The 22457-nt window shown below is 47.0% G+C and carries 18 protein-coding genes; 11 read left to right on the plus strand and 7 right to left on the minus strand.

The window, feature by feature from the left end:
- From QUB35_RS21495 to QUB35_RS21525, 7 genes are all read left to right on the plus strand, one after another.
- On the plus strand, positions 1–183 hold a 183-nt coding region (locus QUB35_RS21495; protein WP_333143777.1), incomplete at its 5' end, for a hypothetical protein.
- Positions 184–205: 22 nt separating this feature from the next.
- Entirely contained in the window at positions 206–2119 is a 1914-nt protein-coding gene (locus tag QUB35_RS21500) for a S9 family peptidase (protein ID WP_333143778.1), read from the plus strand.
- Between the two features lie 168 nt (positions 2120–2287).
- A complete protein-coding gene (locus QUB35_RS21505; protein ID WP_333143779.1) occupies positions 2288–3004 on the plus strand; it encodes an HAD-IA family hydrolase in 717 nt (238 codons plus the stop codon).
- Positions 3005–3305: 301 nt separating this feature from the next.
- Positions 3306–3929, plus strand: a complete 624-nt coding sequence (locus QUB35_RS21510) for a DUF3859 domain-containing protein (RefSeq protein ID WP_333143780.1) — start codon at positions 3306–3308, stop codon at positions 3927–3929.
- Positions 3930–4147: 218 nt separating this feature from the next.
- A complete protein-coding gene (locus tag QUB35_RS21515; RefSeq protein WP_333143781.1) occupies positions 4148–5914 on the plus strand; it encodes an asparagine synthetase B family protein in 1767 nt (588 codons plus the stop codon).
- A 132-nt stretch (positions 5915–6046) separates the two neighbouring features.
- Positions 6047–7267 (plus strand): decarboxylase, encoded by a 1221-nt coding sequence (locus tag QUB35_RS21520; protein WP_333143782.1) that lies wholly within the window; start codon positions 6047–6049, stop codon positions 7265–7267.
- A 219-nt stretch (positions 7268–7486) separates the two neighbouring features.
- Entirely contained in the window at positions 7487–8806 is a 1320-nt protein-coding gene (locus tag QUB35_RS21525) for a hypothetical protein (protein ID WP_333143783.1), read from the plus strand.
- A gap of 590 nt (positions 8807–9396) precedes the next feature.
- Here the strand turns inward: QUB35_RS21525 and argJ are convergent.
- Positions 9397–10638 carry a bifunctional ornithine acetyltransferase/N-acetylglutamate synthase gene (gene argJ, locus QUB35_RS21530; RefSeq protein WP_333143784.1) on the minus strand — a complete coding sequence of 414 codons (1242 nt, stop codon included), beginning with the start codon at positions 10636–10638 and terminating at the stop codon, positions 9397–9399.
- An 891-nt stretch (positions 10639–11529) separates the two neighbouring features.
- Positions 11530–11724, minus strand: a complete 195-nt coding sequence (locus QUB35_RS21535; RefSeq protein ID WP_006631905.1) for a hypothetical protein — start codon at positions 11722–11724, stop codon at positions 11530–11532.
- Between the two features lie 94 nt (positions 11725–11818).
- On the opposite strand from QUB35_RS21535, the gene QUB35_RS21540 reads away from it, so the two are divergent.
- Both QUB35_RS21540 and QUB35_RS21545 read left to right on the plus strand, forming a co-directional pair.
- Positions 11819–11947 (plus strand): hypothetical protein, encoded by a 129-nt coding sequence (locus QUB35_RS21540; protein WP_333143785.1) that lies wholly within the window; start codon positions 11819–11821, stop codon positions 11945–11947.
- A gap of 295 nt (positions 11948–12242) precedes the next feature.
- Positions 12243–13613, plus strand: coding sequence for a leucine-rich repeat domain-containing protein (locus QUB35_RS21545; protein ID WP_333143786.1), 1371 nt, complete (start codon positions 12243–12245; stop codon positions 13611–13613).
- A gap of 1397 nt (positions 13614–15010) precedes the next feature.
- On the opposite strand, the gene rpsF is transcribed toward QUB35_RS21545, so the two are convergent.
- Positions 15011–15346, minus strand: a complete 336-nt coding sequence (rpsF, locus tag QUB35_RS21550; RefSeq protein ID WP_015176119.1) for a 30S ribosomal protein S6 — start codon at positions 15344–15346, stop codon at positions 15011–15013.
- Positions 15347–15361: 15 nt separating this feature from the next.
- Here rpsF and QUB35_RS21555 point away from each other — a divergent pair, with 15 nt between their 5' ends.
- Entirely contained in the window at positions 15362–16279 is a 918-nt protein-coding gene (locus QUB35_RS21555) for a carbohydrate ABC transporter permease (protein WP_333300754.1), read from the plus strand.
- 90 nt (positions 16280–16369) lie between these two features.
- Positions 16370–16522, plus strand: coding sequence for a hypothetical protein (locus QUB35_RS21560; protein WP_333143788.1), 153 nt, complete (start codon positions 16370–16372; stop codon positions 16520–16522).
- Between the two features lie 129 nt (positions 16523–16651).
- Here the strand turns inward: QUB35_RS21560 and QUB35_RS21565 are convergent, their stop codons facing one another.
- From QUB35_RS21565 to aroQ, 4 genes are all read right to left on the minus strand, one after another.
- Positions 16652–19207: an HDIG domain-containing metalloprotein gene (locus tag QUB35_RS21565; RefSeq protein ID WP_333109541.1), complete on the minus strand. Its 2556-nt coding sequence runs from the start codon at positions 19205–19207 to the stop codon at positions 16652–16654.
- A 125-nt stretch (positions 19208–19332) separates the two neighbouring features.
- A complete protein-coding gene (locus QUB35_RS21570) occupies positions 19333–20481 on the minus strand; it encodes an ADP-ribosylglycohydrolase family protein (protein WP_333109543.1) in 1149 nt (382 codons plus the stop codon).
- Between the two features lie 110 nt (positions 20482–20591).
- Entirely contained in the window at positions 20592–21701 is a 1110-nt protein-coding gene (locus QUB35_RS21575; protein WP_333143789.1) for a transposase, read from the minus strand.
- A 266-nt stretch (positions 21702–21967) separates the two neighbouring features.
- Positions 21968–22408, minus strand: a complete 441-nt coding sequence (gene aroQ, locus QUB35_RS21580; RefSeq protein ID WP_138920973.1) for a type II 3-dehydroquinate dehydratase — start codon at positions 22406–22408, stop codon at positions 21968–21970.
- Between the last annotated feature and the right edge of the window lie 49 nt (positions 22409–22457).

Raw genomic sequence — 22457 nt, forward strand, 5'->3', positions numbered from 1 at the left:
CCCAAAAAATTCAATATTCTTGTGGAATGGGCATCTTGCCCGTTCCCAAAAAATTCAATATTCTTGTGGAATGGGCAAGATGCCCGTTCCCAAAAAATTCAATATTCTTGTGGAATGGGCATCTTGCCCGTTCCCAAAAAATTCAATATTATTGTGGAATGGGCATCTTGCCCGTTCCAATAGAAAATATTAGGTACAATAAAAAATGCAAACTCCTACAATTCAACAGCCAAAAACAGAACTTCCACCGTTAATCGAGCGGGAAATTCTGTTCGGAAATCCCGAAAAAACTAGCCCCCGACTTTCACCAGACGGCAAGTATCTCGCCTACATTGCACCCGATGAAAACAACGTTTTGCAAGTGCAATTGCGTACCGTCGGTCAAGCAGACGATCGCCAACTGACAGCAGATAAAAAACGGGGCATCCGCATCTTTTACTGGACATACAGCGACGAATATCTCATTTATCAGCAAGATATTGATGGTGATGAAAAATGGCATTTATTCTCAGTCAATATTCAGTCAAACCTGGTGCGCGACTTGACACCCTTTCAAGGTGTTCGAGCTCATCTGATTGCCCTTGACCGCAACTTCCCCAATGAAATATTAGTGGGAATGAACATCCGCGATCGGCGCAAACACGATCTTTACCGCATCAACCTGCAAAACGGTGCCGTTGAACTCGACACCGACAACCCAGGAAACATCGTCAATTGGGCTGCTGACGCCCAATTTCAAGTGCGGGCGGCCACAGCCACAACTGCCGAGGGCGGTAAAGAATTGCTATGGAGGGAAACTGCGGACAAGTCTTGGGAAAGCCTGCGAAGCTGGGGCCCCGACGACGAAGGCGGTGCCGTCATGTTCTCAGAAAACGGCAAAATTCTTTACATCATCGGCAATCACGATGCTAACGCCCAACGTTCGATCGCACTCGACTTAGAAACCAAACAAGAAACCGATCTCGCCTCTGACCCAGAATACGATGTCGGCGGCATTGTCGTACACCCCACCAAGCGAGAGATTCAGGCGGTTTCCTTCTACAAGGACAAGCAAGAGTGGCAGATTTTAGACCAAAGCATAGCAGAGGATTTTGAGGATCTCGGCAAATTTCGCCCCGGCGAATTCTCCATTACCAGCCGCAACCTCGCCGATACCACTTGGCTAGTCGCTTACATGACAGACGACGGCCCAGTTTACTACTATGCGTTCGATCGCGCCTCCAAAACCTTCACCTTTCTGTTCAGCAACAAACCCAAACTCGAAGGGCTACCGCTATCATCAATGGAACCCATTTCTTACACCGCAAGAGATGGTTTAACGATTCACGGCTACCTGACAAAACCGGTTGGTGTCTCAACACCCGTACCTGCAGTCTTGCTTGTTCACGGTGGCCCCTGGGGACGCGATACCTGGGGTTACAACCCACAAGCCCAATGGCTGGCAAACCGAGGTTACGCCGTTTTGCAAATCAATTTTCGCGGTTCCAACGGCTACGGCAAAGCCTTTCTCAATGCCGGCAATCGCGAATGGGCCGCTAAAATGCACGACGACTTGCTAGATGGGGTTAATTGGCTGGTAGAAACACGAATTGCCCTACAGGATAAAATTGCGATTATGGGCGGTTCTTACGGTGGTTATGCCGCCTTAGTCGGATTGACTTTTAGTCCCGATGTTTTTGCCTGCGCCGTCGATATTGTCGGGCCAAGCAATTTGATTACACTCCTGCAAACTATTCCCCCTTACTGGGAACCGAGAAAAGCAAGTCTGTATCACCGCGTCGGCAATTTGGAAACAGAACCAGAGTTTCTGAAATCGATCTCCCCCTTATCTTTTGTCGATCGCATCCAGAAACCTTTACTAATCGCCCAAGGTGCCAACGACCCGCGAGTGAAAGAAGCAGAAAGCGAGCAAATTGTCAATGCCATGAAGCAAGCCGGCAAACCTGTAGAATACGTGCTTTATACAGACGAAGGACACGGATTTGCGCGGCCAGAAAATCGCCTGCACTTTTATGCGATCGCCGAAGAATTTCTAGCCAAATATTTAGGAGGCAGATTTGAACCTGCGGCCAACATTGCCAATCATTCTGGTGTAGTGAATCCGCAAACAACTAATTAGAAGGAAGAAGGAAAAAGGAAAAACAAAGAAGGAATTACTCAAATCTCTTTTCTCTTCTCTTCTCTTCTCTTCTCTTCCTCTGTGTTCTCTGTGTCCTCTGTGGTTAAATCATTCCGATGCAACCGGATGTGCGATAAGTCCTCTTTCCTCTTCCCTTTTTATTCTCAAATGACCCAAATTATTTTTCTAGATGCCGCAGGGACGCTATTTGACGTGCGCGGCAGCGTCGGCGAAGTCTACGGAAAATTGGCCCGCAGTTGGGGAGTAACTGTTTCTAACGAAGAGTTAAATGCAGCATTTTTCCAAAGTTTTGCCGACTCAAATCCGATGGCATTTCCCGGAATAGAATTAGCCAAAATTCCCCAGCTAGAATTTGAATGGTGGCAAGCAGTTTGCGCGAACGCTTTTCAAATAGCAGGCGTTTTCAATCAATTCTCAGACTTTCCCAAATTCTTTGCCGAACTCTACGCTCATTTTGCCACCGCCGAACCTTGGTTCGTCTATCCCGACGTATTGCCAGCATTAAATAGGTGGCAGCAACAAGGGATTGAATTAGCAGTAGTATCGAATTTCGATTCGCGACTTTATGCAGTATTAAAAGCACTAAAATTAGCTGAATATTTCACATCAGTGACAATTTCCACCGAAGTTGGTGCAGCAAAACCCCAGTCTCAAATTTTTACGGCAGCTTTGCAGAAACACAACTGCATTGCGGAAAACGTTTTGCATATCGGCGATAGTTTTAAGGCTGATTATTGCGGTGCTAAAGCTGCGGGTTTAAATGCAGTTTGGTTGAATCGCCACCAGGAAAAGATAGATTCAGCAAAGTTTAATTTAACAGATTTTCAAAAAATAGAAGAGTTTCCTAGTCTGGATTTTATATAAGTCAGTGCGGGACGCACTCCGGCAAAGAAACCGGGTTTTTTACCCGATCTGCGGGTGGCAAGGCGTCTTTTCGTAAAAAAACCCGGTTTCCCATGAGTCCCGATGCGTCCAGGACTATAAATATGAATTTTATGAGGTTAAGGTTATGATTTTTATGAATTGACTTATAGAGCTGTTTATTGAATAATATGAGTAATTTAACCGCAGAGAGCGCAGAGGGCGCTGAGTTGGAGAAGAGAGAGGGGATCTATATTTAACTTTCTAGTGGGCAAGAACATTACAGATACTAATGGTGAACTCTATGGAACCTCGACTCACTCAAACTCAATTAGCACAGGTAGTCGCTGAAATCGACAAGTTATCCCAGCAGCGCGAGTTAGAATTGGCCCCAGATCAGGTAAGAGAAATTTTACAGGAGTTGAATCTTCCTGATGAGCTTTTAGAAGATGCGATCGCCCAAATGCGCCGCCGCGAAGCCCTAGAAAAACAGCAGCGACGCAACCGCTGGATCGCGATCGCCACGACAGCCGTTGTCATATCTGCGATCGGTATAGGCGTACTGTTCGGGCAAAATCAGCAACAAAAAACTGCTCAAGTTGTGGGAGGAGAAGACAGGATTGCGCTATCGAAAAAAGGTGGTGACAGCCTTACTCAAGTCAACCGTCAAATTAATCCCCGCATCTACTACCAGGTGACGTTGCAAAATGCTCCGATCGGCAATGAGTTGTCTCTGCAATGCGATTGGATTAATCCCAGCGGTGACATTGTTCATCAGGGCAGGTATCAAACTCGCACGATCGATACTGCGGTTTGGAATACCCACTGCTTTTACGATCTCGGATCTGCTGCAGCCCCAGGCAAATGGGAAGTTCGGATGTCCCTGGATGGGCGCGTCATCAGCAGTGAACCTTTCACTGTGAAATAAATAGACTTATCCAAAGAAGCCTGTTTTGAACAGGCAAGATGCCTGTTCCACAATGATTATTGGAGATATCTAAATAGACTTATTCAAAAAAGCCTGTTTTGAACAGGCAAGATGCCTGTTCCACAATGATTATTGGAGATATCTAAATAGACTTATCCAAAAAAGCCTGTTTTGAACAGGCAAGATGCCTGTTCCACAATAATTATTGGAGACATCTAATGGGTGCGATCGGCAAACCTTCACATTTCATAGGCTACTGGGGAGAGGGCGATCGCACAAAAACGCTCAGCCGTTTAGTGCCTGAATACTTCATCCGACAGGGCAAATTATCAGAATGGGCGATCGCCTCTGAATCTGTACTCACGGCTGACACAGTGACGCTGAATGCTTGCGGGCGCGATCGGGCGACGGATTTACCGGGAGATGCTTGGGCGGCAGTAGAAGCGAAACAGCTACGGCTGGGGCGCGATCCGTTTGGGCGAGTGCCGCTTTATTGGATGCAGTTGGGAGAAACGATTTGGTTTGCGACGCGCCTGCAATTGCTGCTACCGCTGATGGCTTCCCCTCAAATTAGCCCGATCGCGCTACACAGTTATGCTTGTTTTTCCTACGTGCCCACGCCGTTAACGCCGATCGAGCAAATTGCATCCGTAGCAGCCGGAAGCGAGATGATTTGGGAAATCGCCGATGTTAACGATCTGCCGAAAGTACGCGCGGCGAAGCTATCCCGTAGGGAATCGCTGCCATCGGCTTGGCAAGAAGCGCCCCAATTACTGCGCCGTGAGGATGAGGCGATCGCACAATTGCAAGGGCTGTTGCAACAGGCGATCGATCGACAAGTGGCTGATTTGCCGATCGACGAACCCGTAGGCGTTTTACTCTCCGGTGGCATCGATTCTTCCCTGGTGACGGCGCTGCTAGTGAAAGCAGGCTTGCAGGTGCGCGCCTATGCCCTCGATTTTGGTGTCGAAGCCTATTCCGAACTGCCCTACGCCCAACAGGTGGCGGACTTTTTCCAGATTCCGCTGATCCGGGTGGCGGCGACAGGTGATGCAGTGTTGCGCGCGATCGGGCCAACCGCCAAAGCCCTCGATTTACCCTATGGAGACGGCACGACGGCTGCACTGTTTTTGCTCAAACAGGCGGCGGCGCAAGACGTGCGAGTTGTATTCAATGGCGAGAATGGCGATCAGCTATTTGCTGGATGGACAAACAAGCCTTTGATTGCACACGGAGTTTACAGTGCAGAACATCCCGCCGGAGGAGAAACCTTTGAACAGCAGTATTTGCGGACGTTTCAGCGATTTTATGGTTATGAAAAACAGATTTTTTCGCCAGAAATGCTCGATCGCATCCAGTCTCACGATTTGAGCGTTTACCTGCAAGACGCGATCGATCCCGAAACCTGTCCTTCCCTGCTAGCGAGGCTGCGGCGCGCTTCGCTGATGCTCAAAGGTGCCCAAAATATTCAGCCGAGGGCAACGGCATTGGCGTTTGCTTGCGGTTTGTGGGTGCGATCGCCCTTCTGCGACCCCGACCTCACAGCATGGACGTTTCAACTCCCTGGCGAGCTTCTACTGCAAGGTGCGTGCGAAAAATACATCCTCAAAAAAGCGTCCGAACGCTGGCTGCCGCCGGAAATTGTCTGGCGGGAAAAGCGCGGGATGGGTGTGCCTTTGAAGGTTTGGTATTACCGGGAGTTTTGGGCTGCGATCGGCGATCGGCTGAATCCGAATCTGTTGCGATCGCAAAATTGCTGGCAGCCCCATTTGGCCGACTCGATGTTATCGGGACAACTCGGAGTTGCAATGCGCGATCGCTATATTGGCAATAATCTCTGGTTGCTGCTGATGTGGCAGGCATGGCGCACCGAGGTTTTAGGCGAAATTCCGGTTAAGCGATCGCTCGATCATGTGTTTTGGTTGCCACCGGCGATCGGGCAGCGCATTTGGAAATATCGAAGGAGGTTGACTGTTGATAGTTGACAGTTGACTGTTGACAGTTGACTGTTGATTTTACAATCTTCCCTGTTCCGAACATCCGTTAAATCCGTTAAATAATTCGTTGCCGAACATCCGTTACATCCGTTACAAAATCCGTTGCCGAACTTCTTCTATATGACTGAATCTTTGCTACAGAATGAAACCAAAATACATTCGCCGCCGTTCTCCGAAGCATTAGCCAAGCGACTTTTGTCAACTTATGGTTCGCCCTTATATGTGTATCAGGCCGATATCCTCCATCAAACCCTTGAGCATATTACGCGATCGATCGACTATCCGCACGTTCAGTTTCATTTTGCTAGCGTCACCAACGGCAATATTGCTCTGTTGCAATTGATTCAGCAGGCTGGTTGGGGGCTACACGCGAATACACCGGGGGATGTTTTTTTGGGACTGAAAGCGGGTTTTACGAGCGATCGCATTGTCTACACGGGCAGTAACCTCAACAGGGCGGATATTCAGCAATTGATCGAGTGGAAGATCGATCGATTTAACTTCGATAGTCTGTCGCAACTCCAAGATTTTTGCGAATATTCCGGGAGTCAACCGCGAGCGATCCGTGCCGAAATTGGACTGCGCCTCAATTCACCGGAATTGACGGGAGACAGTCGGATTGGAGTACGTGCCGCCGAATTTGAGAAAGCCAACGAAATCGCGCAGCAGCAGGGGTTGAGGATTACTGGATTGCATTTTTATCGGGGGACTGGAACTAACGCCACGAGTGCTTTTACGCAGGCGATCGATCGCCTAATTGCGATCGCCCAACTGTTGCCCGATTGGCGAACCCTCGATTTTGGCGGTGGTTTTGGCTATCCCTATCGAGGCGGTGCGGTGTTTGACTGGCGGGAGTTTGGTGCGGCGATTACTGAACGATTGAGTGCGCTATCTCGCCCTATCGAGTTGGTGATTGAACCGGGACGATCGGCGATCGCAGGTTGTGGCGTTTTGCTTGCGAAAGTTGTGTCGGTGAAGTGGTTGGGCGATAGGCAAATTGTCGGCGTGGATACGACTGTATCAAATCTATCGGTGCCTGCGGTGCACGGGGGCTATCGGGCGATCGCAACTTGGGAAACCGACGATGTATCGCGACATGAAACGGATATTTGCGGCAACACGACTTATTCGCGGGATTATTTGGGGCGCAACTGTTGGCTACCGAAACTCAAAATTGGAGATGCGATCGCCATTTTGGATAGTGGGGCTTACGGCTATGCGATGTCGTCACATTTTCTGCACCGCCCCCGCCCTGCTGAAGTGTTGATTGATGCTAAGGGCGATCGATTAATTCGACAGCGAGAAGACTATTCTATTTTATTAAACGGGCAAATCTTTTAAACCTGAGATGTTACACCATTCTCAAGAACAGGCAAGATGCCTGTTCCACAATAAATAAATTCTCTTGTGGAACAGGCATCTTGCCTGTTCATAAAAGACTCACATCACAACCAAAGAAACCGGGTTTTTAGCTAAATCTGCGTTGTCATCAAGTATTCAAGAGAAAAACCCGGTTTCTGACTACCAATAAATCCATTAAATCAATCAGGAGTAACCGAAATGGGAATGAAATGCGTCCAGTGTCAAACAGACAACATTTTGAGCGATCGTACAAGCAACTCAGGTCGCTGCAAACAGTGCAACCATCCGTTTGTCTTTGAACCGACTACCGTCACTGATAAAAAGTTGGCATTCACCGATCCCTTTTTCAAAAATGCGATCGAAAATATTTCGAGCCAAAATATGTTGTTTTTTACGCACCAACAGTTTTTGTATTTTATTGACCAAAAGCTTAAATCTCGCGCGCCAGAAACCAGTTGGATTTTGACCTACTTCTTGTTTAGCGTATTTGCGGGCATCTTCGGCCTTCACTTCGCTCTTGCTCTTTTTCCCTCACAATTCGCAGTTGTTATTCCCTTCGCTCTCTACAATTTGATTTGGATAGGGCTATTGTTCCACTACAGCAAATCTCCTGCTCAAGGTATTCGTGGCAGAAGAAATAATGCTAAAAACCTCCAGATTTTAGGGGGAATTATTTTAGTGCTGGGCATTTCAGGAAGCCTAATATTTGATTATTCTTCAGGATACATCGTAGCGACTACACTAGGTCTATTGTCCTACGGGCTCGGCATTTCACAAAAAAAACGCCCACAGATAACGGGTGAAATATTTCTCGTTAATCAAGCGCAAAGCGATAAATGGCTGCGAGACTGGCAAACAGTAAACGGCACATTAGAAAAACTGCTCCCTGCTGCTCGTCAAGAGGCTTTGCCCGCAACCATCGATCGCGAAGTCAGCGCCTACAGCTTCGATCGCGCAATTATCTGTGACAGTGACGAAATAGCTCAATTCCTCATTGCCAACAACGTCCATTTTGAAAACAACTGCGCGATTCTTAGTATTAGTGGCTATCCCCAAAGCATCTTCAGTACCGTGATTGAAATGCTGCGGCGCAATACCGATTTAAAAGTCTATGCGCTGCACAATGCGAGCCCTGCTGGAGTTGGCTTGGTACATCAACTGCGAACTAATCCAAACTGGTTTGCGAATCAACAGGTGACAATTTTTGATTTGGGAATTTCTCCCCGTCAAATCTTAGCAACCCGTGATATGTTTGTGCAGCAATCTCAAACAATGGCACAAACAGCCCGTCAATTACCCGACGCTGTAAGGCAAGGTTTAACAGCAGAAGAACTAGCATGGCTGGAAGCCGGCAATTTTGTGGAATTGGAATCGTTTACGCCGCAGCGGTTGTTGCGCGTGGTGAATTATGGACTTGCTCAGAGTGGCGATCCGCAGACCAATGACGGCTTAATATTAGTGGATAATGCTGTCGGGTATGGTGGTGGCTATGTGTTTGTCTCCGATAGTTTTGGTTAGGGCGTGTTTTCAAACTTTATATAGCCTTTCGATCTCTCATATGAGGTACTCATGGGCATAGGGCATAGGGCATAGGGCATAGGGCATAGGGCATAGGGCATACCTCACTTTTTTGAGAACCGCTATATTAGACTTATTAATAATAAGCTTAAAAAGTCTTGAAACTTAGTCTGAATAAGATTTTTAGCGCTCTTTTGTTAAAATCCTAAAAAGCTGATCTTGGTAAGGGCTTCAGCGATTTTAAAATGAGGAGCAAAAAAGCTGAGGTTAACTCGGTGAGTAAAGGTTTCAAATTTTTTAACTTCCCCCCACGGGGGCAGGGCGGTTTCATTCTCACGAAAATCAGGCTTTTGTAGGGGCGGTGCGACCCCTACTCCCCGTGCCCGCCCCCACCCACAGACGATTTCACAGGCGTTTCAGACATGGGGGCAACCACGGGGGGATTGCCCCTACCGAGAATGAAACCGCCCTGTCCACGGGGGGAAGTTGAGTTTAAATTGTGGGAAATTTGCCTTCAACTTTCTCTCGTCTGGTTTTGTTTGTGTAGGCGCGGTTTCTAACCGCCCGGACTTGTAACCGCCTGGACTTATTTAAGTCGTATACTCGGCATTAATCTTCACGTAGTCGTAACTCAAATCGCATCCCCAAGCTTTCGCAAAACCGCTGCCATTCCCCACACTAACCTGAATTAAAACCGTATCAGCCTTCAAATATTCCCCCTCCGCAGCGGCTTTCATATAATTACTTGCAGCAGCGCGATCGAACTCTTTAGGTTGTCCGTTTTCCATCATCAAAAAATCCCCTAATTGAATCCGCAAATTCTCTTGATCGAAAGCGACACCAGCGCGCCCAGCCGCCGCCGCAATTCTGCCCCAATTCGGATCGCGTCCGAAAATAGCAGCTTTCACCAAAGAAGAACCGACAATTGTTTTGGCAATTTTACTCGCAGAAACTTCATCCAGCGCGCCACTAACTTGCACTTCCACCAAACAAGTTGCACCTTCGCCGTCACGGGCGATCGCCTTTGCTAAATGCACGCAAACTTCTGTCAGCATCGCTTCTAATTTTTCAGCATCCGCCCCCATTTCTGTAATTGCGGGCGTGCGGGATTGGCCGTTTGCCAAAGCAATTAGCGAATCGTTGGTACTGGTATCGCCGTCAACAGTAATTTGATTGAAACTTCTGTTAGCCGCCCGACTCACCATTTCTTGCCACAAATGCGATGACACTGCTGCATCGCAAGTTACAAACGCCAGCATTGTTGCCATATTTGGGTGAATCATTCCCGAACCTTTGCAAATGCCGCCGATGCGGACGGGTCGATCGCCAAACATGGTTTCCAGGGCGATCGTTTTCGGCACTAAATCAGTCGTACAAATAGCCTTAGCCGCCGCATCGGAACCAGTTTCCGATGCCTCAGCAACTAATCGGGGAATTCCCGCCCTCAGCGGCTCCATTTTTATCCGCTGTCCGATGACGCCAGTGGAGGCCAAAAGAATAGATTCTGGAGGAATATTCAGCGCTTCTCCCAACAATTTGGCACTTTCGAGGGCATCTGCCAAACCTTGTTCGCCAGTAGCAGCATTAGCTTGTCCCGCATTGCACAAAATTGCTTTCGCGCTGGGTTTAGCTTGCAAACGCTGGCGGCAGTAGTCCACGCAAGCTGCCCGGACAGTGGAGGTTGTGAAGACTCCTGCGGCGATCGCGTCTACCTCTGACAAAATTAAACTTAAATCTGGCAAGCCTGAAGGCTTCAAGCCCGCTGTAATTCCCGATGCTCTATACCCTCTGGGTGCTGTAACTCCGCCGTCAATTTCTTTCCAGTCCGACATGATGACCTCCCTAGTAGCCTTCAATCTGCTGAAAGGGGATTATACCATTTTAGATTTTAGATTTTAGATTTTAGATTTTAGACTTCGGCGTGAGGGCTCAGTCGAACGATTTTAGATTTTAGATTTTAGATTCTTTTGAACCCAATTTCCCATTCCCCATTCCCAATTCCCCATAAAACTAATCGCGGCTTCCAACCTAGAGTTATAACTCAAGAAGAAGTCGCGACGGTTTTGTAATTGACATTATTAATTTTTAGCTGGCAAAGAACAAACTCGATTCAACTATCTCGCCTTTGAAAAAACGAGTTATTTGCGATCGATACTCGCTGGAGAACCAGCATCTAAACCAACTTCAGCAGCCACACGGCTCAGCATGGATTCCTGACGGTTTTTGACGACGTGTTGATGGCGCATCATCAGGTTGCGGGCTTGTTCTTGAGTGGACTTGACACTCCCTAGCCTAAAGGCGTAGGGATTCTTAATTCATCGACTGACCTTTAAGCACTATGTCCTTTCGGCAATCTTTAAACTTTTCAACCGTGCAATTACACCAATTGACGAGCCTAATTCACAGCAACCCCAGAGGGTCTATCTCCAAAAGCGTACTAGGATACGAACCTAGAGTTCGGGTATGCCCTACCCTACTTAATTGATTTGAACCAAATGATGTATTTTCTGGTACAGAGAATGCGTTGATTCTCTCGCTGTTTTAAGTGTTTTCGCAGCACTGTGCCCAATTTTTACACCTAAAAGTGTGTCTTAACAGTTTCACGATGGTGATGGAGTTTAACCTTGGCACATCCATCTTAATACAAAGCCGTCCTAGAAGGACGGGGTTTTAGACCCAATTTCTTGATAACTGCGTAGGCAATTGAGGAAATTGAGCTTGCCCTAGCTCATGGTGGCGTTGCTGCGATCGTAGCTAGCTTGAAAGCTGGGCTGCGGTTTGCCTTGAATGTGACCCCAGTAGTGCGTATCTTCCATCCCGACTTCGGTGGCGGTGCGGTTGAGCATGGATTGCTGGCGGTTCTTCACCAGTTGGTGGTGGCGCATCATCAGAGAGCGAGCTTGATTTTCGGTAGACATAGGGGGTTCCTCGGTATTCTTTAGATTAATGTTGGGCTTGTTTTTTCTTCTCTTCTATCACTATAACAGACAATTCTGTATCTAAAGCTACCAAATGAAAATTGTCACAAAACTTTACAATTGGGCTATGGGGCGAGAATCTCGATCGAGGTTGCAGGGAGTGCGATCGAGCTTTGGCTCGTGGATTCAGGCCCAACATCAAGCAGCAGTTGGCAAAATTTGACAATATTCCTCTTCTAACCCTATTCTGTCACTTTAGGCAAAAAATAATCTGGAAGGCTTATAGCATAAGACTTTTACCAAAAATCTTGATTTGGGCCATTCTGTTAGAAAATAAACGCTCAAATGCTAGCTCTATCTACAGTTAAAAATGTGGCTCTTATTTTTATTTTCCCAGAGTGACTTAAGAGGGTTAAGATTCCGGTCGTCAATCAGGATAGTCACATTTCCTGACGTACCCTCTGCATTTTCAAGTCCTAGATGGGGAAATATATAAAAATCCACAGAGGTTATTCCCTATGATTTTATTAATCCTTGTTTTCATGTTGGTGGTATCGAGTCAGTCGCAAAATAGTGGAAATGCACCTTTCTCATGGGTCGTGCAGAACCAACCGGGCGATAGTGGACGGACATTTGCTGATTGGTGTCGCGAAAAGGCTTCTTTGAGTCCTGAAACTAAACATACTGTTGAGGTGTTGTTGGAGAAAGCGGGAACTACTGAGTGCGAGGCGGCCGATAGACAACTTTCGAGTCTCACGGAACTCACCCTCGACAGCAATCAGATCGGGGACATCAAACCGCTAGCATCTTTAACTAACCTGACTACGCTCTCCCTCTACAACAATAAAATCAAGGACATCAAACCGCTAGCATCCTTGGCTAACCTGACTACGCTCTCCCTCTACAACAATCAAATCAATGACATTAAACCGCTAACATCCTTGGCTCACCTGACTTCGCTCTACCTCAGCGACAGTCAAATCAAGGACATCGAACCGCTAGCATCTTTGACTAACCTGACTTCGCTCTCCCTCGACAGCAATCAAATCAAGGACATCGAACCGCTAGCATCCTTGACTAACCTGACTTCGCTCTACCTCAGCGACAATCAAATCAGCGACATCGAACCGCTAGCATCCTTGGCTAACCTGACTTCGCTCTACCTCACCAGCAGTCAAATCAAGGACATTGAACCGCTAGCATCTTTGACTAACCTGACTTCACTCACCCTCACCAACAATCAAATCAGTGATATCAAACCGCTAGCATCCTTGACTAACCTGAATTGGCTCACCCTCACCAACAATCAAATCAGCGACATCAAACCGCTAGCATCCTTGACTAACCTGACTGGGCTCTTCCTTGACAGCAATCTGATCGGGGACATCAAACCGCTAGTATCTTTGACTAACCTGACTTTGCTCTACCTCGACAACAATCAAATCAAGGAGATCAAACCGCTAGCATCCTTGACTAAACTGAAGCGGCTCTCCATCCACAACAATCAAATCAAGGACATCAAACCGCTAGTATCCTTGACTAAACTGTATAGGCTCACCCTTACCCACAATCAAATCAGTGATATCAAACCGCTACAATCCTTGACTAACCTGACTGAGATCGACCTTGAGAACAATCAAATCAGCGACATCAAACCGCTACAATCCTTGACTAACCTGACTGGGCTCAACCTTGAGGACAATAAAGTCAGTGACATTAAACCGTTAGCATCCTTGACTAACCTGACTAAGCTCAACCTTGAGGACAATAAAATCAGTGACATTAAACCGTTAGCATCTTTGACTAACCTAACTGGGATCAACCTTAGCAATAATTCGATCTCTTCTAAAATTTGCCCTGTCCAGCAAAGTTATAGATGTGCCTGGTAAATCACAGACTCAACCATACAGCTTTATTAGCAACTTTTATAGTTATCTTTGCTGTGTCGGCTTAAATCTCTCACACTTTGTCTTACCCTTGCCCCAACATTCTTACCTGTGTCTCGAAAGCTACATTGTTGGGGCTGCTTTGGTTGCCAAGACGTTTGATGTACCGTTGCCTGGAAATGGCACCCCACTTCTAAAAGCTAGAGAGTCAGGTAAAAATCAAAAATATTTTCTATTCTGATAAAGCGTAACGGTTACAAGCTTTAGGCTGGGAAAGTACAGTATCCCCGCCTAGAACAAGGTTTTGGAATGGATAGGAAAATTAGCCCTCTTTTGTCACTTTCAGCAAAAAATAATCAGGAACGCTTAGAGCATAAGACTTTTACCAAAAATCCTGATTTGGGCCATTCTGTTAGAAAATAAATGCTCAAATTCTCGCTATATCTACAGTTAAAAATTTGGCTCTTATTTTTATTTTCCCAGGGTGACAGAAGAGGGTTAGGGTTATCCTCGTTTAACCCTATTCTGTCACTTTAGGCAAAAAATAATCTGGAAGGCTTATAGCATAAGACTTTTACCAAAAATCCTGATTTGGGCCATTCTGTTAGAAAATAAACGCTCAAATTCTCGCTATATCTACAGTTAAAAATTTGGCTCTTATTTTTATTTTCCCAGAGTCACTTAAGAGGGCTAAGAGCCACATTTTAGCGGCTACCTAAGCTGTGTTGCATCTAGATTGCCTATGGTATTAGAGAGGGAGAGGGTCCGATGGGGATCGGGGGAGAGGATTTGACGATTTTTGATCGGGACTCGAAATATACAATTTAAATGCACAACAGCTTAATTGCCAAGTGCCAAAATAAGTTTATAGTTTGGTTCAGAGTTATAGATGCAGAATTTTGCCTCTCAAGAAAGTCGAATTTGCCTTAGTTAACAGTAAATTTAATAAGTAGCGGATCACAATTAGATTTACAATGATTAAGCAGCTATGCTCAAGCACAGTCAAGTTTTTTGTAGTCAACTAGATAGAGTTGAGCCAAAGTGAATCGCCCTCGCTCTCCTCAAAAAGCGAGCTTTCTTTGTTGATAAAAATAGATTAAGTCCCAGCAGCCTCCCCACAAAAAAGAGCGATCGTCCTCCCCTAGAAAAACAATCGCCCATTCACCTATAATTTCAATTAACATCAAGTCCCGCCCTTTAGAAACTATGCTGTACCCACAATTCCAAAGATCCCCCTAGCGTCTTTTTCAGGAGGATGCCAGGGGGAGCGAAAGCCTCTGACGTTAGTTTTTCAAGTTGTGTGTACAGGGTAGCCCTTAAGAAAGAAAGGCGTGCCGGGGAATAAGCGGCCCTAATCGTCAAACAGTAGACTGGTACTACTTGACATACTCACCGAACTCCTACTCGGCGACTTCAGCTTCCGCTTCCGCTTCAGGTGCATCTGGCACATCTTGCTTGATCGTCAAATAGCGAATCACTTCTTCGCTCAGACGCATCGCGCGTTCCAGGGTAAAAATTGCAGCGCCCGGAGCTGTATAGTTCATTTGAACGTATACTCCGTCCCGGTGCTTGCCGATTTCGTAAGCCAAACGGCGCTTGCCGCGGTGCTGAGTTTCGATGTTTTCAGCACCTTGATCGCGCAAAATAGTTTGATATTTAGCGATCGCCTGGTCTGTCATTTCCTCACCCAAATCAGGGCGCAGAATGTACATAGTTTCGTAAATAAACGGTTTCATGGCAATAATCCCCTTATGGACAACAAGGCTTCTCACGAAGCAAGGACTTATTATCATATCCCAACCATGAACAATCTCAAAACTAAAAAACCAAATTCCCCAAACCACACTCCCTCACCGTGGAGCACCCTGTGGACGTACAGCATCATGAGCGCGATCGCACTTTTAATGCTGTTTCCCTTGCTGTGGCTGCTCAGTACCTCCCTCAAATCCCCCAACGAAAACATCTTTCAATTTCCCCCGCAACTGTGGCCGCAACAGCCAACCCTCGAAAACTTCATCAAAGTTTGGCAAACAAACCCCTTCGGCCGCTACCTATTCAACAGCACCCTAATAGCCGGCCTCACAGTTAGCATCAACGTCCTCTTTTGTGCCCTCGCCGCTTACCCCTTAGCCAGACTCAAATTTCGCGGCCGCGAAGCCATCTTAATCACGATCGTTTCCACAATCATGATTCCCTTCCAAATAGTCATGATTCCCCTATACATATTGACTGTACAACTCGGACTAAAAAATAGTTATTTAGGCGTAATCTTTCCCGGACTAGCCTCAGCCTTCGGCATATTTTTATTACGACAAGCATTTCTAGCAGTTCCCAAAGAACTAGAAGAAGCCGCCCGCATCGACGGCTGCAGCGAATTAGGCATTTGGTGGCACGTCATGATTCCGGCAATTAAGCCAGCTTTAGTTACCCTAGGAATTTTCGTATTTATCGGTTCTTGGAGCGACTTTCTGTGGCCACTGCTAGTTTTAGACAGACCGGAATATTACACTTTACCTTTAGGGGTAGCCAATTTAGCAGGGACATTTTCTTTAGATTGGCGTTTAGTTGCGGCGGGTTCTATTATTTCTATTGTTCCAGTTTTAGGACTATTTTTGCTCTTGCAAAAATACATTGTGCCAACAGAAACTGCTGCGGGAGTCAAAGGATAGAATCAACACAAAAAATCGGCGTTTATCCGCGTTCATCTGCGGTTAAAAATTAAAATCTTTTGAACTCACAACTCACAAAATTTATTTTTTATGTACGAACTGCAAGACATCCGCTGGATTATCGATCGCGCTGCGGTCGTAGATACGATCGTAGCATTTGCAAATGCGATCGATGCCCCAGACTGGCAAAAATTGCGATCGCACCTAGCCGGCGAAAGAGATATCGACTCTTCGGAATTTTGAGGAATCAAACCACCTGTGGTAATTGTCAGCGACAATGCTGAAGTGCATGGCTATTCGCGGGGCAAATCGCAATGAAATCTCATTCACAACTGAAATGCGAGCTGATTTTCCCTAACTAAAAATTTCCTCCTACCTTGGAGTAAAAACTGCACTAGGGTAAGCAATCCGCTTGTGATTGAACTGTTCCCAAACCCGCACAAAAATCTCCGCAATTAGAGACATATCCTCCCGCGTTAAACCCGAATCAATCAACTGATTATCCTGCCAGCGAGCCCTCAAAATCCGATTAACCATATTCAACGCCTCTTCATGAGTAGCATCCTTGAGCGATCGCAAAGCAGCCTCGCAAGAATCCGCCAGCATCAGAATTCCCGTTTCGCGCGACTGCGGAATCGGCCCGTCATAGCGAAAATCCTCCTCCCTCACTTGGCGACTTGCGATTGTTAACTTTGAATTATCCGCATCTGGCAAAGCAATCTTTAAATCTTCTATTTCTTTTGCAGCAATTTGCTGCGCTTGGTGGTAGAAATAAGCAATTAACATTGTACCTTGGTGTTCGGGAATAAACGCCTGAATTGCCTTCGGCAATCGATGCTTCCGCGCCATCACCAAACCCTCGGTAACGTGCTTTTTAATAATCTCCGCGCTCGCCCAAGGGTCATTAATTTCATCGTGTTTGTTGCCCCCACCCATTTGATTTTCACAAAATCCGAGCGGGTCGTGCATTTTTCCAATATCGTGGTATAATGTCCCAGTCCTGACCAGCTCAACATTGCAGCCGAGTTCCCGGGCGGCAGCCTCCGCCAAACTCGCCACAAACAGCGTGTGCTGAAAAGTCCCCGGAGCCTCGGCGGCCAATTTCTTCAACAGCGGGCGGTTGGGATTGGCAAGTTCCGCCAGCCGAATCGGCGTAATCAAGTCAAAAACGTGTTCCAAATAAGGGCTGATGCCGATCGCCACAACGCTCCAAGCCAAACCCGCCAAACTTTGCGCGCCCACCGTACCCAGTACGACGTACCAAATAGCACCGGCTGCCGCGCTGGCAATCAAAGTCCCCACGAGATAAACCGTGCCCAGAGTCAAGCCGACAGCCACACCCAAAAGAGCCAATTCCTCGCGCGATCGCAGCCGCCCGGCCATAAAAGCGCCCAGCAATCCCCCCGCCCCGCTAGCCACCAAATGAATCAAGTCCACATTTAAGCCAACGGGCAGCAGCGCCGACAGCAGCCCCACCACAGTCACTCCCACCGCCGAACCGTAGAAGCCACCCGCTAAAATCCCGATCGCGGGCAAACTCGTCCAAGGCAGGCCCAAACTCACCAGCACCGGCGCGCTCAAAGTCAGCAGCAGCAATAGCAAATGATCTCTCCGGCGCAACCGGTAGTGCCTTTCCACCAGCAGTACGATCGCAATTGCCCCCGCGACTAAACAAACAAAACCCGTCAGCCCCAGCCAATTCACCCCCCGCCGGCTCAAACCAAAATAGTCGAGCAACACGAAATCTTCCTGCGAGATATCTTGTCCTTGTGCAACAATTATCTCGCCCTGATCTACTGCGATCATCACCGGTTTCACCTTTTGGGCTGCTAATTCAGCTAGCTGTTTGGTTTCCTCGGGATCTCTCACCAGATTTGGCTGCAAAATCGCTGTTAAACCCTCAACCGCCAAAGCTTGGGACTCTAACGGCACTTCATCTGCCACTTGCAGCTTCACAGCTTCTTTCAAAATCTCTTTTGGCAAGCCCTGCGGGATACCTTGAGCCACCATCCTTTTTGCCGCCCGACTCATACCGGTTTGGGTTTTCTGCCACACTGCCTCCGACAAACCAAACAGCGAAGTATCGTATATCTGGGGTAGCCCGGAAACCGACGGTTTTTCCAGCGCCTCCACAGCATTGAGATAGCGTTGGCGAGCCGAGGAAATACTGTCTGTCAGGCTTTGAAAGTCTGCTGCCGGGAGCGATCGGCTGTAAGCTTGCAGTTGAGCGATAGCCTCCTGCCGAGACTGGTTCTCCGTCTGCCCAGCAACTGCGGGGGAATCCAAGCTCAACCGCTCGGAAGTTGCACTTTTGTCCCCCGCTTGCGCCAAAATCCAGCGCCACTCCCACTCAGGACAGCCCCGCAAGTAAACCTGAACAGCAAGTGAGAGGGCCGAGGGACTCGCAAACGGAAACGGGCCTACCGCCTCCCGCAGCTCGCTTCCCTGCTGCAAAAATTGTTGCAATTCTTGATAAATTTGTCGATCGACCGCAGAATCCAGCATTAATATCGCTACAGCCCCGATCCGCGCTGCTTTCCGCTGTTCTTCAGTAGTTTTGTAATCGGGGATGCTAGCAGTAGCAGGAGCCTTAATCGTCTGAGGAGCTTTCGTCCCCACATCCAGTTTCGGCTGGTTGTAGAAGCGGTGGCCCAGAGTGCTGCTTAGGGAAACTACCGCTACCAGCGCCAACATAGGGGAACGAGCTTGATTTTTGAGGCTGGATTTGGAGGTTTTACTTGTAAATCTAGTAGTAAAAGTCTCGGGAAGAAGCCATTTCGGGCGCGACAAACGGCTCAGGAGAGGCCCGCCAGCGCGCTCGGTATCTGCTTTGCTGCAGCCATTTTGCACTTTAGCAATGTGTTGGCGCAGTGAGCGCGCAGCCCCTAGCTGCTCAATCTGCCGCATCAATGAGGAGAGCGTATTCATTTGTGTCGAAGATATATCACTGTTATCCAGCAGCTTTGTCAGAATTTCTGACTATGCATCTTGATTGATTTTATCCGAACTACCCTGGCTGAATCTTCAGCCCTTACCAGTAAAAGCTCCAACCTTTATATTTTACGAGGTCTAATGACATAAGGTGCAGCCACCGATCGGGCTAGCGCTGCGGAATCGAGTCCGGCATCGGGGCTGTAAACTCCTGCCCAAACAGCAAACAGGTTATTTGCTAACTCTACAATTTTTACATCGCTGCCAGTTCCCCAGAGCGAAGGTTCTCGGCCGTCGGCTAGCTGCAGCGAATTAACCTCAGCCGAAGATACCTGTCGCCATTCTACAGGAATCGCAGCAACGCCGTTATAGGCTCCAGACAAAGCTCCTGTCAAAGCACAGGTTATTTGTCCGGCTATACCACAGCGGGCTGCCCGCACCACTGACAAGCGCAAGTCTTCTGGGGTGTTCAAAAAGCAGTAGAAAGCTAAGGCAATGGGAATGAAATTTCCTGGATTGACAATTGACTCGGTTTGTAATTTTTTCTCACCTTCGCCCTGTCTTTCTCGCAAAGCTGTGGCGCTTTTGCACAGATGAGTGGCGGCTGTTTCTAAATCGGCTCCCTTTTCTAGTAGTATTTGCACTTGCAGCAGCAGCTCTGTTAAGGCATTCTCTGTTTTCAGGTAGGCAAGTGTTTGCTCGATCGCTGTCGCGGGGTCAAGTCTTTCTTTGAGAGCTCGGGCGATCGTATATGCTACTGCTAAAATTGCTGTTTCCCATTCTGGCTGGTTTTCGTTGTGCCAAACCTCTATCGCCAGCATGATTTTTTCTCGCAGCTTGGCTTTATTTTCGTGAAAAAACATCGCGGATGGCAGCGCAGCAATTGCAGCTTCACCAGGGTTAAGCAGGGTTTGAAACTCACTGTTGCGGGGATGATAGATTTCCGACTTGGCAAATGCTTCCCAAGTATCGCGCCAATCTTTTAAATCTAAACCCCTACACCGAATTAAACTTTGAACACACGCTACCGCAAGTCTCCCGGATGCGGATGAGTCTTTGCCACTTGGGATTTTACTGTTGACAGAATTCAACACCAATGTTGCCCCTCTTAGGGTCAATTGTTGGTGTTTCGTCAGTTGTAAAATCGGCTGCAAGTCTTCTGTTTGGGGGGGAATACCCACGAGTTGCCTCTGGTATTGCAGGCCTAGAGAGTCTCCTAAAACTGCCCCCAGGATGGTTCCTTGAAACTTGCTCAACAGGGAATGCCGCATTTGAATTTAACTCAAGTTGTTATTGACATACTCCCCGGCTTAAAAGCGCGGGGATTCTTAACACTTCATTGACCGATACTACCGAAGTAGTTTTACGAGCGTCTCCATGTTCATTTAGAGTCGTGGCAATGCCCTATCCCGACTTTATTTATATTTTTGGCGGCGTTCTCATCTCTGTCTTGGTTAGTACCGCAATTGAGGCAGAGTATATAACGCACAGAGAGGTCTATTTTCCCCCACTTAAACCCGCAATCTGAGCAAACTTGGCTGGTAGGTTCCCAGCGACTAATTACTTTGAACTCTCTGCCATACTTCCCACATTTTCCCTCGCACAAAGCCCTAAACTCACCCCAACCTTGCTGACTAATTGCCCTTGATAGCTTCCTATTTTTTACCATTCCTGCTACATTCAAATCTTCTAAAATGACAAGTTGATTATCCTTAGCCAAGTTAGTTGATAGTTTGTGCAAAAAATCTTTTCTAGTGTCAGCAATTCGGTTGTGCAGTCTAGCTATTTGCAGTCGGGTTTTATTCCGCCGTTTAGAGTCGAGTTTTTGACGGGAAAGTTTACGCTGTAATCTGCGAATTTTGCGATCTAACACTTTGTAGTCAGGGCTTACAGCTTTAGTCCCGTCACTCATTACAGCGAAGGTTTTAATGCCCAAATCAATGCCGACGCTGTGGTTCTTAGCTTCGACTTCTTCGGGATCATCCTCTACTACAAAGCTGATGAAATACCGATCTGCACAATCCTTGATTATAGTTAAAGAGCTTGGATGGTCTGGCAATTCCCTAGACCAAATCAGCTTAACTCTGCCAATCTTTGCAAGGTAAACATAATCATCCCTCAACGAAAAACCGTTTTTGGTTAGTTTGGCGGATTGGCTGTTTGTCTTTTTTTTGAACTTTGGATAGCCGACTTTTTTTCCGTTACGTTTTCCTTTACAAGAATCCAAGAAATTCTTAAAAGCTGTTTCCAAATCAGAGACAGATTGTTGGAGGCAAATCGCCGACACTTCTCCCAACCATGCTCTCTCCTCAGTCTTTTTTGCCTGAGTTATTACAATTTTTTGCAGGTCTGCACAGCTAGGTTTTTTGGCAGAGTTTTTGCAAATTCTTAGGGCATCATTCCAGACTACTCTAGTACAACCAAACAATTTAGCTAAGCTAATTTTTTGTTCCGTACTAGGAGAAAATCTGTATCGATACCGCGCTTTCATGCCTCTCTCTCCTGTGTTATTCTTATTATACTATACCACAACATCTGAGAAAATTAGGACAATTAAGAAATTAAAACCGTCCTATAAGGACGGGGCTTTAAACCCCGTTCTTTGGTAATTGGTAATTGGTAATTGGTAATTTAGAGTTCTTCCTGGTTTGCTTCTTTGCCTAACTCTTGTGATTAATTTGAATTCAACCCAAACATATAAGGGCTGGTTTTCCATCTAAAACCTGCCCTCATCCGATCGCTACAATCGGTAAATTTTTAATTTTTAATCAAGTAACTAACTAGAGCTTGCAACCCCAGCCGATAACTTTCTGAGCCAAAACCGCTGATTTGCCCGATCGCCACCGCTGCGATAAACGAGTGATGCCGAAAAGCTTCCCGCCGGTAAATATTGCTCAGATGAACTTCTACCGCAGGGATATTCACCGCGGCGATCGCGTCTCTAATTGCCACACTCGTATGAGTATAAGCTCCAGCATTAATCAATAAGCCTTGGTGCTGCCCTAACATCGAGTGAATTGCATCCACCAACACCCCTTCATGATTCGACTGCTGAATTGAGACTTGCACCTGGAGGGCTTGCGCTTCTCGTTCTAGCAACTTGTTGATATCATTTAAAGTCGCAGAACCATAAACTCCAGGTTCTCGCTGACCCAATAGATTCAGATTAGGGCCGTGAAGTACCAGGATATTTAACAATTTTAAAATTTCCAGCGCAACAAAAATTATGAGAGTTTTGACATGGGAT

Source organism: Microcoleus sp. B13-B6 (assembly GCF_036705405.1).
Lineage (GTDB): Bacteria > Cyanobacteriota > Cyanobacteriia > Cyanobacteriales > Microcoleaceae > Microcoleus.

Coding starts and splice junctions, on each gene's coding strand:
- QUB35_RS21570 (WP_333109543.1), bottom strand. CDS start 20,481: ATGCGGCATTCCCTGTTGAGCAAGTTTCAAGGAACCATCCTGGGGGCA.
- QUB35_RS21525 (WP_333143783.1), top strand. CDS start 7,487: ATGGGAATGAAATGCGTCCAGTGTCAAACAGACAACATTTTGAGCGAT.
- rpsF (WP_015176119.1), bottom strand. CDS start 15,346: ATGAAACCGTTTATTTACGAAACTATGTACATTCTGCGCCCTGATTTG.
- QUB35_RS21510 (WP_333143780.1), top strand. CDS start 3,306: ATGGAACCTCGACTCACTCAAACTCAATTAGCACAGGTAGTCGCTGAA.
- QUB35_RS21520 (WP_333143782.1), top strand. CDS start 6,047: ATGACTGAATCTTTGCTACAGAATGAAACCAAAATACATTCGCCGCCG.
- QUB35_RS21540 (WP_333143785.1), top strand. CDS start 11,819: ATGAAAATTGTCACAAAACTTTACAATTGGGCTATGGGGCGAGAATCT.
- QUB35_RS21545 (WP_333143786.1), top strand. CDS start 12,243: ATGATTTTATTAATCCTTGTTTTCATGTTGGTGGTATCGAGTCAGTCG.
- QUB35_RS21505 (WP_333143779.1), top strand. CDS start 2,288: ATGACCCAAATTATTTTTCTAGATGCCGCAGGGACGCTATTTGACGTG.
- QUB35_RS21535 (WP_006631905.1), bottom strand. CDS start 11,724: ATGTCTACCGAAAATCAAGCTCGCTCTCTGATGATGCGCCACCACCAA.
- argJ (WP_333143784.1), bottom strand. CDS start 10,638: ATGTCGGACTGGAAAGAAATTGACGGCGGAGTTACAGCACCCAGAGGG.
- QUB35_RS21500 (WP_333143778.1), top strand. CDS start 206: ATGCAAACTCCTACAATTCAACAGCCAAAAACAGAACTTCCACCGTTA.
- QUB35_RS21575 (WP_333143789.1), bottom strand. CDS start 21,701: ATGAAAGCGCGGTATCGATACAGATTTTCTCCTAGTACGGAACAAAAA.
- QUB35_RS21515 (WP_333143781.1), top strand. CDS start 4,148: ATGGGTGCGATCGGCAAACCTTCACATTTCATAGGCTACTGGGGAGAG.
- QUB35_RS21565 (WP_333109541.1), bottom strand. CDS start 19,207: ATGAATACGCTCTCCTCATTGATGCGGCAGATTGAGCAGCTAGGGGCT.
- QUB35_RS21560 (WP_333143788.1), top strand. CDS start 16,370: ATGTACGAACTGCAAGACATCCGCTGGATTATCGATCGCGCTGCGGTC.
- QUB35_RS21555 (WP_333300754.1), top strand. CDS start 15,362: ATGGACAACAAGGCTTCTCACGAAGCAAGGACTTATTATCATATCCCA.